7 protein-coding genes and 2 pseudogenes are annotated in these 13,384 nt (G+C 55.6%); 2 read left to right on the top strand and 7 right to left on the bottom strand.

Features of this window, described 5'->3' with window-relative positions; genetic code table 11:
- Positions 1-5: 5 nt before the first annotated feature.
- Together ABIE32_RS15660 and ABIE32_RS15665 are read right to left on the bottom strand one after the other, a co-directional pair.
- Positions 6-344: a P-II family nitrogen regulator gene (locus ABIE32_RS15660; RefSeq protein WP_184705250.1), complete on the bottom strand. Its 339-nt coding sequence runs from the start codon at positions 342-344 to the stop codon at positions 6-8.
- Positions 345-385: 41 nt separating this feature from the next.
- The gene (locus ABIE32_RS15665; protein WP_224150982.1) at positions 386-1,123 is read right to left on the bottom strand and encodes a TorF family putative porin; all 738 of its coding nucleotides are present in this window, start codon (positions 1,121-1,123) and stop codon (positions 386-388) included.
- Between the two features lie 291 nt (positions 1,124-1,414).
- Between ABIE32_RS15665 and ABIE32_RS15670 the strand changes: the two are divergent.
- Positions 1,415-1,612, top strand: a pseudogene (locus ABIE32_RS15670) (magnesium chelatase domain-containing protein); the annotation flags it as partial.
- Positions 1,613-1,746: 134 nt separating this feature from the next.
- Positions 1,747-2,843, top strand: a protein-coding gene (locus tag ABIE32_RS15675; protein WP_429017514.1) for an IS3 family transposase whose coding sequence is annotated in 2 segments (ribosomal slippage) — positions 1,747-1,999 and positions 1,999-2,843 — 1,098 coding nt in all. Because the reading frame shifts where the segments join, the coding sequence is not laid out codon by codon here.
- A gap of 236 nt (positions 2,844-3,079) precedes the next feature.
- On the opposite strand, the pseudogene ABIE32_RS15680 reads toward ABIE32_RS15675, so the two are convergent.
- From ABIE32_RS15680 to ABIE32_RS15700, 5 genes and pseudogenes are all read right to left on the bottom strand, one after another.
- Positions 3,080-3,310: pseudogene (locus ABIE32_RS15680) on the bottom strand (IS3 family transposase); the annotation flags it as partial.
- 85 nt (positions 3,311-3,395) lie between these two features.
- Complete coding sequence (locus ABIE32_RS15685; protein ID WP_429017524.1) at positions 3,396-3,734, bottom strand: DNA-directed RNA polymerase subunit alpha C-terminal domain-containing protein; 339 nt, start codon at positions 3,732-3,734, stop codon at positions 3,396-3,398.
- 105 nt (positions 3,735-3,839) lie between these two features.
- Complete coding sequence (locus ABIE32_RS15690) at positions 3,840-11,975, bottom strand: DUF6923 family protein (protein WP_429017515.1); 8,136 nt, start codon at positions 11,973-11,975, stop codon at positions 3,840-3,842.
- Positions 11,976-12,559: 584 nt separating this feature from the next.
- A complete protein-coding gene (locus ABIE32_RS15695) occupies positions 12,560-12,844 on the bottom strand; it encodes a transposase (protein WP_429017517.1) in 285 nt (94 codons plus the stop codon).
- Positions 12,845-12,911: 67 nt separating this feature from the next.
- The gene (locus ABIE32_RS15700; protein ID WP_429017525.1) at positions 12,912-13,031 is read right to left on the bottom strand and encodes an MbcA/ParS/Xre antitoxin family protein; all 120 of its coding nucleotides are present in this window, start codon (positions 13,029-13,031) and stop codon (positions 12,912-12,914) included.
- Between the last annotated feature and the right edge of the window lie 353 nt (positions 13,032-13,384).

The following is a 13,384-nucleotide window of genomic DNA, read 5'->3' on the forward strand; positions in this document are numbered from 1 at the left end:
ATCTTTTAGAGAGCATTCGTTCCGGTTTCGCCGGTACGGATGCGCACCACCTGCTCCAGCGGCGACACAAAAATCTTGCCGTCGCCAATCTTGCCGGTGCGCGCCGCGTTTTCAATCGCTTCGATCACCCGGTCCACCAGGTCTTCGCCAACCGCGATTTCCAGCTTGACCTTGGGCAAGAAATCAACCACGTACTCGGCGCCGCGGTACAACTCGGTGTGGCCTTTCTGGCGACCAAAGCCCTTGACTTCGCTGACCGTGATGCCTTGCACCCCAATGTCGGACAGCGCCTCTCGCACTTCATCGAGTTTGAAGGGCTTGATCACCGCCACTACCAGTTTCATGTTCATAGCTACTCCTTCTCATGCGCTGCAGCGGTGCAGCATCAAAACGTCTTGGCCAGGCTGACAATCGCACGGCCCTTGTTCACGAACCCGAAATCACCGGTCTTGTTGGCCCCCACCCAGGCAGCGCTGAGCGACAGGCCATCTCCCAGGTCATAGCTGCCGCCCACGCTGTAATCCAGGTAGTTGGGCACCCCAAGATCCTTGATATCACTGGAAAACCGGGTGTAGCCCACAGACACCTTCAGCGTCGTCTTGGGTGCCACTTCCTGCGCAAACGCCACATTCAGGTAGCCGGTGTTGCGGCCTTTCATCGATCCGTCGATCTTGTTGCCCGCCCAGCCAAAGTAATCCTTCGACACGGTGTGCGAGTATTTCACCGTCACCGGACCATAGGTGCCCGCGCCATACAGTTCAGTCGTGTTGCCGGTGGTATTGCCGGGGTACACATAGGTCAGCAGACCCACGTCCCAATCCACATCGGCCGCCTTGAACTTGTAGCCACCGTAGAAATCCATTTCCACCCGGTTGCCGTCCAGCCATTGCACGGTCGAATTCCAGTTGCCCACGTAGAAGCCGGATTCGCCGAACGTGTAATCCACCCCTCCCTGCAGCGCCGGCTTGACCCAGCGGGCGCTCGATGTCTTTTGATCCTGCCCACGGAACTTGTAGTTGGTCGTCAGACCCACATTGGCCGTCAGCTGCGCACTGGCTGCCATCGGCAGCACCACGCACACAGCCCCGATCCATACCGCCCAACCCCGCTTGCTTTCAGCCATTGCCACACTCCTTATTGGTGATCTCGTATGGCCGATGCAATGCACAGAGCGTGCCAGCTTCAAAGTTCATCACCCTCTTGTGCTGATCCAGAAAGCGCCGTGCGCTATGGTTTTTGAAAGTGTGGCGCCTTCCGGCAGGCAGTTGGCTGCCGCCTGTATCGCCCGGGCGACGCATCCGCACCTCCTGGCGGCTGCCGCTTGCCCGAAATAACGGCTTTCGCCATGCTCAAAGCAGCCCTGTCCGTCTCAGAGGCGGGAAATCGCACCAATTTGGTGCAAAGGATGATCCCCATGAGTCTCGCCGTGGTGCACAGCCGTGCACTGGTGGGTTTGACCGCCCATACCGTTGCTGTCGAAGTGCATCTGGCCAATGGCCTGCCCAGCTTCACGCTGGTGGGTCTGGCCGACCTGGAAGTGAAGGAAGCCCGCGAGCGTGTGCGCTCGGCGCTGCAGAACAGTGGGCTGGAGTTTCCCCACAACAAGCGCATCATATGTAGTCAAGTGGTTTTTCGAGCAAAGTGGAATTTTCTATTCTGAGGCTCATTGTTGCTGCAGAGATCATGAAGCCCCCTTGAAAACCTGAACCACCCAGAAGTAGAGAATCCCCCCAATGGAGTCTCTACATGAAGAAATCTAGATTCAGTGAAGCCCAGATAGTCGGCATCCTCAAGGAGGTCGAACTCGGTGCCAAGGTCAACGAGACGTGCAGAAAGCACGGCATCAGCGAGCCAACCTACTACAAGTGGAAGAGCCAGTTCTCGGGCATGACGGTCTCGCACTTGGCCCAACTGCGCCAGTTGCAGGACGAGAACGCCAAACTCAAACGCATGTACGCTGACTTGGCGTTGATGCACCACGCGCTCAAGGACGTCGTTGAGCGAAAGCTCTAACCCCGGAGCGTCGCGAGATGGTCGTTCAAGCCTTAGTGGCCGAGCACGGCATGAGCCAGCGCCGCGCCTGCCAGGCCAGTGGTATCGCCCGCTCCACGCTGCGCTATCGGCCTGTTGCACGCGACGACTCCGGGGTCACCACCTTCATCCAGAACTACATCGCACTGAACCCGCGCCACGGCTTCGGGCTGCTGTACGACAGTGCCCGCCACCAGGACAAGCCTTGGGGAAAGACCGTGCTCTGGCGCGTGTACTGCGAGCTGCGGCTGAATTTACCGCGGCGAGGTAAGAAACGGCTGCCAGCGCGCATCAAACAACCGCTACAGGCTGCAGGCCGGCCCGACCAGGGGTGGAGCTGCGACTTCATGGCCGATGCACTATGGTCGGGACGGCGCTTCAGGACATTCAACGTCATCGACGAGTTCAATCGTGAGGGTCTGCGCATCGAGGTCGATACCAGCCTGCCTGCTGCGCGTGTCATCCGAGCTTTGAACGAGTTGGTGGAAGTGCGAGGTGCGCCGGTATCGATTCGCCTGGACAACGGGCCCGAGTTCATCGCCGATGCATTAGCGAAATGGGCGCAGACCAAGGGCATTGCCCTTAACCATACCCAGCCTGGAAAGCCCACGCAGAACGCCTATGTCGAACGATTCAACAAGACCTACCGTACCGAGGTACTCGATTGCTACGTCTTCGACAACCTGCAGGAGGTACGGGACATAACGGCCGACTGGCTGTACCGCTACAACCACCATCGACCTCACAAAGCCCTCGGCCGAATCCCACCTGTCGAGTACCGTGTCAAACTGTTCCCCAACCTCTACTTCTGACTGGCTCAGGAAATCGAGGGGACTTCAATCACACCACCATGACGATAGCTTTCAGCGTATGAATGTGGACTGCCCCTGATCGACTTTGTTGCATTACAGGGACTTCCATAAATGCAAGTGCGAAATGGTAGTTTTACTGGATCATGCTTGCCATGGTGATCAAAGTGCTTGAAATGAGGTGTTAGTGCCGATGCAAATCTGATCAGCAGGGGGTGCGGTAAAAACTTGGACTGGTTTTATGCCGTAAGTCCGAGGCTCACCCGGTATTCGATGGGGCTGAGTGAGCCAAGGGATATCTTGATCCGCTTTTCGTTGTACCAGCGAATGTAGTCGTCGACTACCTGAATGAAATGCGCAATGGTGACGCTCTTCCAGTCCCGAGGATAGAACAGTTCGTTCTTGAGGCGACCGAAGAAGCCTTCGCAAGCCGCATTGTCCGGAGAACAGGCCTTGCGCCACTGACGGCGCCGCTCGGCGCCGTGCTTCTTTGTTTTCCACTCGTCTTCGCCCAAGAATTTGGTCCCTGTGGAGTCGGCAAGCATAAGGTGCCTGTTATCGGAGGCCATCATAGTTGGAGAAGGGCCTCCCTCGGAGGTACTGAGCCAGCTCCTCGCTAAGCGCAGATTTCTTCCCGTCCTGTGCTACAACACCCCAACGAGGTTTGTATTCTTTTCCAGGAAAAAAAGCGGCCTCTACCGCCCGGAGCGAGCGCAGCCCGAACCCCTTTATGCACACCAATTCTTCTGGATAGCTTGCCTTGATTTGGTCAATGGTTTCGATCCCGTACCGCTTCAATACGTTGACGGAACGCGGAGATAGCACACTTGCAATAATGTACGCATCATCATTCATTGAACTGCTCCAGTATCCGCACGAGCAAGGTTTGACCATTGAAGCCACGCACTAATAATCAAACCACAAACGAAAATGCCTCCCCGCGTGCTACATGCATTCGGGGAGGCGTTCTATTCAAATAGAAAAATTGATCTACTTTGCTTAGTTTCGAGTGCGGCTGGCCTTCTGCTTAATGCTCAAGCTTAAGTTCCGCGCAACTGCGAACAGTACCAAAAGCCCCATCATCAGCAATAGGCTGCGCGAATTCACTGGCACCGGACTCACATTTGCGCCAACCACTGCATCGGAGTCCGTAGATGCACAAGATCCCCCTGAAGCCTGGGCTGTACATTGACCGCCAATGACTGAGGCTGTATTGGCCACTTGCTCCCCTACCTTGCCAGTGACTTTTGCAGAAACTACATAGGAGACAGTGCCGCCAGCTGCCACAGTGATGCCGGTACACGTCAGACCGGAGCAAGTCCCTGGGTCAGAGCCCTTATCGTCACCCGCTTTGCTAACGATCAGTACTTCGGAAAGGCCGCTAACAACGGTGTCGGTCCAACTAACACCAGTTGCGCTGCTCAGACCAGAATTGACGATTGTGATCGTATATGTAGTGACTCCACCAAAAGGAACTGAAGTCGCATTGTTAGTTTTGGTCACTACCAAATTGGGTTGTGGAGTGACATTCGTAGTTACGGTCGTGGTAGAGATTGCACAATGCTGCGCGTCATTGCAGTTTTGTGGATCGGGCGGATTGCCTCCATTGAACGGATCTCCTCCGCCTCCCACGCCGGCCATGTTCGTCACGCTACTGGATATGGCTGTCGAAGCAATATTCACGGGAAGATCAATTGCCGACTGCCCACCAGGATTGATCGCCACTGCACTCGTGCAATCCAGACTTTGGCCTGCCGCTGTACAGCTCCAGTTGCCATAAGTGCCACTGGCTGTAGTGATGCCCACAGGCATAACGTCTCTGATAGTGATTATGCCCGCCGTGGCTGCATTTCCACTATTAGTCACAACCAGCGTGTACTTGGCTCCTGCCTGCGCCACCAGCCATGGACCGTTGTTCGTCTTAGCGAGGCTCAAGCTCGGTGCACCCGGCAAAGGGCCGCAGTTGGCACTCGTACTCGTACCAGCATTGATGGACGCTGTGTTGTAGGCGCCACTTCCTGCGTTACCAGTACAGGTGAGCTCCGATGTGCTGAGACTTGAGCTTGTCGTGAACGTGATTGTCACGTTATACGCATGCGAGCCTCCAGCAGCAATCGCAACGTTAGCAGCACTAATCTGGGTTGCAACTCCATTTGCTGGCATCGCCAGAGGCGTGTTCACTACGCCACCATTTGAGGCGGTCACCGTCCAGCTATTGAGCACAATTCCCGCCGGATAGCCCGGCGTGTCGCTCAACGTGTACGTGCTAGGAACACCGCCACCATTAGTGACTGTGACAACGTAGGATGCCGTGTATTGGCCTGGCGTGGCCGTAGCGGTGATGGTAGGTACGCCTTTGCTTACCGCCATCGCTGCGGGAATGTTCACAGTAGTGATATTCGTTGCGCAATGTCCCGGTGTAGCCGCATCCAGCGCCGTGCAGGAACTACCTGGCGCAGGTGGGTTCCCGCCATTGAACGGATCACCACCGCCGCCAACCGAGGCATTGTTCGTCACGCTGGAACCAGTGCCGCTCACGATTGCCGAGGCATCCACTGTCACCGGCAACACAATGCTGTCCGAGCCATTTGCAGGAAGAGCAATTGCACTCTGGCAAGTAACACTCTGGCCGCTCACGGAGCAAGTCCAGTTGCCATAGGTACCACCGACTGCGCTGATGCCCATCGGTAGGCTGTCCACCACCGTGATTTGGCCAGAGGTCGCCGTTTGCGTGCTTGCATTTGTGACCGCTAGCGTATACGCAGCCCCACTCTGACCAACCACCCAGGGACCATTGCTTGTCTTCGTCAACTGCAGGCTCGGAGCATTTACCGATGTAGTAATCGTGCTGGTGCAGTTGGCATTGCTAGCCATCGGGCAATGTGGGTCACCCCCGCCCTGTACCGTGGCCGTGTTCGTCACACTGGGCACTGCCGCAGCAGTTGGCGTCACAGGAATCACGAAGCTCACGCCCGTGGTATCGCCTGCGGCGATTACCGCGCTGGAGCTGCAGGTCACCTGCTGACCAGAGGCCGTGCATCCGCTGGGCAGCGTGCCGATAGTCAACCCGCCAGGCACCACGTCCGTCACGCTCCAGTTGCCCGAGGTGTCGGCTGTGCCCACGTTGGTCACCTGGATGGTGTAGCTGGCCGCAACCCCCACTGAGAAGCTTGCAATGCTAGCGGTCTTGGTCACGTGCAACGCAGGAGATTCCACCGGCACTGACACTTGCGCCTGACAACGCGCAGGCAGTGGGTTGGTGGCAGCCGTACAGCCTGGATCGCCCCCACCAGCGACGGTGGCTGCGTTCTGCACTGTTTGCCCGTCTACAGCTGCCGTGGCTGTCACTGGAATTGTGAAGTTAACACTGGCATTGACAGCCAGGCCCGCAGCGATAGTGCAGCTGAGCTGCTGGCCTGTTGCCGTGCAGCCGCTGGGCAGCGTACCAATTGTCAAGCCCGCAGGAATGGTGTCGCTCACCACGGTGTTGCCAGTGGTTGGCGCAGTTCCACTGTTGAGCACTGTGAGGGTGTAGCTTCCAACCTGTCCAACCACGAATGCGCTAGGCGTAGAGGTCTTTGTCAAGCCAAGTTGTGGTGCACTCACCGTGTTTGTGGTGGTGCCAGTGCAGTGTGCTGCGCCAGGGCAGGTCGGATCGCCCCCACCCTGCACGCTGGCAGTGTTGCTCACTTGCTGTCCATTGACACTGCTGTTCGGCGTCACCGACACCGTGAAGCTGGCTTGTGCGCCCACCGCCAGCCCTGCAGGAATGGTACAGCTCACTGTCTGACCGCTGGCCGTGCAGCCATTAGGCAACGGCGTGCCGATCACCAAGCCCGTAGGGATGGTGTCCGAGACGGTAGCAGCAACAGACGTTGCCGCCTGACCATTATTGGTCACCACAATGGTGTAAGTCGCAATCTGACCAACAGTAAAGGCTCCTCCCGAGGTCTTGACCAGATCCAACTGAGGTGCATTCACCGTAGTGGTGGTCGTGCCTTGGCACTGCGCCGGCACTGGATTGGCGCTAGCCGTGCAGATAGCATCGCCACCACCAGTGACGGTGGCTGTGTTCACGCTCGGATTTGCAGCGCTCTGGGCGATCGCAACAGGCACGCTAATCACCGGTGCACTGGCGCCCGGTGTGAGCACCGCGCTCGTCGTACATGTCACTTGCGTGGCCGTGCTGGCCGAGCAATCCCAGCCCGTGCCCATTGGCAAGCCCGTCATTGTGATGCCTACAGGCAATGGGTCGCTAACCGTTATCACCCCCGTAGTGCTGCTCGAACCCGGCGCGTTGCTGTTGCTCACCTGCAGCGTATAGGTTCCGCTCGCGCCCACAGCGAATGCCGTCGGTGTCGCCTGCTTCGCTACGCTCAGCAGTGGACTGCCCGTATTGGTGTTCGTTGTTGTGCTAGACGCTTGGCAAGGCGGCGTCGTGCAGCTGCTACCTGCTGGCGGCGTCGCTGTCGCTGTATTGACGATATCGCCTGCCGCATTGTTGGTCACAGTGCCGTTGATGGTGTAGGTGACCGTGCCACCGACGGGTATGCTGACTGTGTCGATGATGGTGTTGCCAGCACCGCTTGCGGTGCAGACGCCTCCGGCCGATGCCACGCAGGTCCATCCCGTGACTGTCACCGCGCTAGGCACGATGTCATTCACGGTAGCTCCCGCGGCCGGGCTCGGCCCATTATTGGTTACCACGATCTGGTAATTCAGCGCACCATTTGGCTGGTATGTGCCGCTTGGTGTCGCTGTCTTGGCAATCGACAGGTTTACCGCATTGCCCGCCGTGGTTGTTGTAATGGCAGCATTATTTCCTGGGATAGGATCCTGAGTAGCACTGCCCGCCGTTGTAGTGATTGTGATTGGCGTCGTATCTATCGGCGTGAACGTAGTCGTGCAGCTAATAGTTGCGCTTACCGCGAGACTTGCTACCGGGGATGTGGGCGTGCAAGTTGTGACCGGATTAGTAGCGGGCGGCACACCCGTTACTATGCAAGTCGCGCTTACTGCCACATTGGGGCCGTTGTTCGTGCAGGTAGTCGTCACCGATGCTGGCACACCCACTGTGGTTGCAACAGTAGACGGCGCGGTAGCTTGCATGTCCGCCACCGGAGTAACCGGCGTGGTCAACTCAACGCAGTGATTGGGCGCCGCTGCTGTATCCGTGCAAGTATTTGGCGCAAGCGGCGTGCCACCATTAAACGGGTCTCCGCCTCCTCCCACCGATGCGTGGTTGACGGCACTCGGTGCTGCAGCTTCTGCCACATTGACCGCCAAGGTAATCTGGCTGGTAGCGCCTACAGCCAGGTTCAGCACGGCGCTGCTAGTGCAACTGACGGTTGCGCCGCTGGCTGTACAGGTCCAGCCATTGCTGTTGGTTGGATCAGCCACCAGGGTTATTCCAACAGGCAGAGTATCCAGTACAGTAACTACACCAATGGTCGCGGCCTGACCATTGTTCCCCACAGTCAATGTATAACTCGCCTGCTGACCTACCACGAAGGTGCCTGGAGCGGCTGCCTTGGTCACCGTCAGGCTCGGAGCATTTACCGATGTAGTAATCGTGCTGGTGCAGTTGGCATTGCTAGCCATCGGGCAATGTGGGTCACCCCCGCCCTGTACCGTGGCCGTGTTCGTCACACTGGGCACTGCCGCAGCAGTTGGCGTCACAGGAATCACGAAGCTCACGCCCGTGGTATCGCCTGCGGCGATTACCGCGCTGGAGCTGCAGGTCACCTGCTGACCAGAGGCCGTGCATCCGCTGGGCAGCGTGCCGATAGTCAACCCGCCAGGCACCACGTCCGTCACGCTCCAGTTGCCCGAGGTGTCGGCTGTGCCCACGTTGGTCACCTGGATGGTGTAGCTGGCCGCAACCCCCACTGAGAAGCTTGCAATGCTAGCGGTCTTGGTCACGTGCAACGCAGGAGATTCCACCGGCACTGACACTTGCGCCTGACAACGCGCAGGCAGTGGGTTGGTGGCAGCCGTACAGCCTGGATCGCCCCCACCAGCGACGGTGGCTGCGTTCTGCACTGTTTGCCCGTCTACAGCTGCCGTGGCTGTCACTGGAATTGTGAAGTTAACACTGGCATTGACAGCCAGGCCCGCAGCGATAGTGCAGCTGAGCTGCTGGCCTGTTGCCGTGCAGCCGCTGGGCAGCGTACCAATTGTCAAGCCCGCAGGAATGGTGTCGCTCACCACGGTGTTGCCAGTGGTTGGCGCAGTTCCACTGTTGAGCACTGTGAGGGTGTAGCTTCCAACCTGTCCAACCACGAATGCGCTAGGCGTAGAGGTCTTTGTCAAGCCAAGTTGTGGTGCACTCACCGTGTTTGTGGTGGTGCCAGTGCAGTGTGCTGCGCCAGGGCAGGTCGGATCGCCCCCACCCTGCACGCTGGCAGTGTTGCTCACTTGCTGTCCATTGACACTGCTGTTCGGCGTCACCGACACCGTGAAGCTGGCTTGTGCGCCCACCGCCAGCCCTGCAGGAATGGTACAGCTCACTGTCTGACCGCTGGCCGTGCAGCCATTAGGCAACGGCGTGCCGATCACCAAGCCCGTAGGGATGGTGTCCGAGACGGTAGCAGCAACAGACGTTGCCGCCTGACCATTATTGGTCACCACAATGGTGTAAGTCGCAATCTGACCAACAGTAAAGGCTCCTCCCGAGGTCTTGACCAGATCCAACTGAGGTGCATTCACCGTAGTGGTGGTCGTGCCTTGGCACTGCGCCGGCACTGGATTGGCGCTAGCCGTGCAGATAGCATCGCCACCACCAGTGACGGTGGCTGTGTTCACGCTCGGATTTGCAGCGCTCTGGGCGATCGCAACAGGCACGCTAATCACCGGTGCACTGGCGCCCGGTGTGAGCACCGCGCTCGTCGTACATGTCACTTGCGTGGCCGTGCTGGCCGAGCAATCCCAGCCCGTGCCCATTGGCAAGCCCGTCATTGTGATGCCTACAGGCAATGGGTCGCTAACCGTTATCACCCCCGTAGTGCTGCTCGAACCCGGCGCGTTGCTGTTGCTCACCTGCAGCGTATAGGTTCCGCTCGCGCCCACAGCGAATGCCGTCGGTGTCGCCTGCTTCGCTACGCTCAGCAGTGGCTTGCCTGAATCTGTATTGGTTACAGTGCTACTCTTATTACACGATGCATAACCGCAAGCTACCGTCGCCGTATTCACGATATTGCCAGTCGCGCTTATTTGGGCAGTGCCGCTTACTGCGATGGTAATGGAGCCTCCTGCAGGTATTGAGGCGCCACTCAGAGTAATGGCGTTGCCAGTTCCGCTCACCACAGATCCACAATTCCCTCCCCCACTAGCCACACAATTCCAACCGCTGACAGTTACCAGAGTTGGCACCGTATCTGTCACGCCCACCCCACTCGCTGTGACTGCCCCCACATTAGTCACAGTAATCGTGTAGTTCAATGGCTGGCCCGGCAAATACGTGCCATTTGGCGAAGCAGTCTTTGTAATATTAAGCTGCGGAGCAGTGGGATTACTCACACTCGCCGAGCATGGTGAAGGCGTATTGCCAGGTGCACAAAGTCCACCGTTATTTGGAGATGCAGTTGCAGAATTCACTACAGTGGCTGGCGGACTTGCAGCTACAGTTGCATTGATGGTACAGCGAACCACAGCCCCAACAGGAAATGAAGAGATTGTCGTAGATAGAGCACCACTACCAGCGGATGGAGAGATTACTGCGCTCCCAGATGTAGGTGCACAACTCCATGAATTGAAGCTAGCAATACCACTTGGGATTGAATCGCTAATCGCGGTACCATCAGCTAATGCAACACCTGTATTTGATACATCTACAAAATAGGTAACCGCTGCATTTGGGACAAGCGTTCCACCGCCTATATTTGTACTTTTAGTGATTGATATGATAGGCAGGGTTCTTGTATCTGTATCACTTGCTGTGCACCGCCCAGTAGCAGCATTGAATGAACTTCCTGCCGCCGTACAAGCAGTGCCAATATTACTTGTTGCAGGGCCAGGCGTAACCGTCGCAACGTTGGTCAAATTGCCCGTGAAACCGGATGGCACCGCCAGCGTCATGGTGTATGTAAGAGAGCTGCCATTGGGTAGTGATGCATTGGCATCATTCAACGCTCCACTACCATTCGAGGCACCACACACAGCGCCACCTGTAGCGCCACCACAGGTCCATGTGGCACTAGTGATGCCTGAAGGAAGAGGATCAGCCACAGTAACACTCTGCGCCCCGAATGGACCCGCATTTTTAACAAGCAATTGGTAGGTGATATTAGACCCTGCAATGTACTGGGTTTGATTGTCAGTCTTGGTAATTGATAAATCGGCACCAAATACAATGTTCTGACTGGCGCAATTTGAACCATCATTTGAAGATGAGCCTGGCGCACCGCTAATCAGCGTTGCAGCACCTGTAGTTAGATTGAATTGATAAAACCCGCTAGGAGGATTATTACCTGAGCCAAATAATCCATTAGGAGCCCCATACATTGCACCAATGAAACCCGCCGGAAGCCCGTTAGGAGCACCAATAGCCGTTACTATGCCGGTCGTAGGATTAATAGAAACAAGTTGACCAGCCGAAGTAACTGAATACAATAACCCATTCACCCATGCCATGTCTGCAATAGCTAAGTTTGTCAAGCCAGCTGGAAAGGTGAGCGACAGCAAGCTTGCCGTCATTGTGCTGACATTAACTACATACATTGCCGTACTGGTTCCGACATTGTTTTTAACGTACAGCAACCCTCCAGTGTCGCTAAAAGTACCAGAAATATATGTCGCAGAGGGCAAGCCCGTGACCGCTCCTAAATTGACAGTACTTCCGTCGGCCGCAATACGGATCAAACGGTTACTGGCATTAAGTATACCGTATTGATAGTTGTCTAGAGGATTGTAACCAACAGCATTATAAGTAACTGAGGATGTACCTATAGGACTAAATACAAATGGATTGGAGTTTGTACTTATTTTATATAATGTCGTCGGATCGCCAGGCTGCCCCTGCTCAAGGTACGTCGTCGAATCACAGACAAACGGAGTTTGTGCATTTGCTTCGGATGTAAATACACTGAGAAAAAAGAGAATTGGAACTATTAATATCCGAATATATATTTTCTGCATAATATCCTCTTTTCGCATAAGTGAAGACAGAGCAGATGCATCTTCCCTACTTCGATTTCTAGCTCAAAGTGTAGGTTTTTGCAATATTCAGAAACAGGAGGTCCATACTGAAAGACGATTGTTGTATTTTTCCCCTGGGGTAAACACTCAATTGACAAAAAATATTTCTTCATATAGCCACGGCATCCCAGTTTTTTGCACTACAAGCCCCCCATAAAGTCAAGCACTGATTGGTATTTTGAAAAATAGGCCTATCAATCAAGATGAGTAAAGTGCGTAAAACGAAGAATAGTCACTTCTACAAATGGGGGTTAGCACGAGCGTGCGCCTCCAGAACCAAATCGCGCGGCAAAGCTCTCGTGAGCCTCCAGGCCCTTGGCCGCATGAGCCACAGACATGCCACACTCGGCCACCAACTTCACTGCTTCGAGTTTGAACTTGCGACTGAATGTCCTTCCTCTCCATAAACCACCTCCGGCTTCATCTTCCGCCTTGACAAGGTGTCATCGAAACCGGCCACAGCCCAGAAGTCTCTGCAATGCAAAAAAAGCCATGAAAACCAACTGACGGCTCATTAGAAATATTTATTTCATTTGAATTTGTTTTGCAAAATACGTTGCGGCCTTTTTTAAAATGTCGCGCTCCTCGGTCACCCGCTTGAGCTCTTTTTTCAGATAGCGCAGCTCTGCGCTCTGTGAGAGTTGCGACTCATCTTTTTCGAGAAACGCTCTTTGTACTTTGAGCCACTGATAAAGACTGTGCTGGCTAACCCCAAAATGATCCGAAACATCAGCCACAGTACGGCCGTATTCGTTGATCTGTTTAATTGCTTCACTCTTGAATTCTTCTGAATATCGCTGCTTACTCATGATCGGGTTCTATTAGGCATCTGGGTCTGGCGCCAGTGGTAGTGCAGCTGCCGCTCATGGCCGCAACTCAAGCCAATGCACCAACAGCCATGCGTTTGAGCAATGTTTCGACCTGAGCAAGACCCTCTTCCGTCAGCATGAGATCAACGGGCTTTGCCAAGTTCAAAGATGGCTGAGGCCTGTTCAGCCATTCCTACAGCCACTGAGCCGCGTCAAATTGCGCTGCTTGTTCTGGATCTCCATATGTGGTGACAATTTCGTGCACCAATTCAATCAGTCGCTCTCGTGCTGAGTCCATCCTGGCGGTACCTTTCTGGTATGGCACAAGCACATGCGAAGTCAGCACAGAAGTGCTGAATATAGGGAGCTGCTAATCCTTTGATTAAAAGCGATCAGAAGCTGCTCTTGTCATTGTTATGCTTTTGCTGACGTTGGGACTGCAAGCGGCCTTGTTGCATAAATCGGTTTGGGACTGAGTCTCCCCAAACCCCAGACGTAGTTATGCCACGGCCACCGTTTGGGGCGTGCCCAGCTCGGTGA

Origin of the sequence: Comamonas sp. 4034, from assembly GCF_050434545.1 — a bacterium.
Lineage (GTDB): Bacteria > Pseudomonadota > Gammaproteobacteria > Burkholderiales > Burkholderiaceae_C > Comamonas > Comamonas odontotermitis.

Excerpts from the sequence above, each read along its gene's own strand:
- ABIE32_RS15660 (WP_184705250.1), bottom strand. The coding sequence starts at position 344 with ATGAAACTGGTAGTGGCGGTGATCAAGCCCTTCAAACTCGATGAAGTG.
- ABIE32_RS15665 (WP_224150982.1), bottom strand. The coding sequence starts at position 1,123 with ATGGCTGAAAGCAAGCGGGGTTGGGCGGTATGGATCGGGGCTGTGTGC.
- ABIE32_RS15685 (WP_429017524.1), bottom strand. The coding sequence starts at position 3,734 with ATGGTCAAACCTTGCTCGTGCGGATACTGGAGCAGTTCAATGAATGAT.
- ABIE32_RS15690 (WP_429017515.1), bottom strand. The coding sequence starts at position 11,975 with ATGCAGAAAATATATATTCGGATATTAATAGTTCCAATTCTCTTTTTT.
- ABIE32_RS15695 (WP_429017517.1), bottom strand. The coding sequence starts at position 12,844 with ATGAGTAAGCAGCGATATTCAGAAGAATTCAAGAGTGAAGCAATTAAA.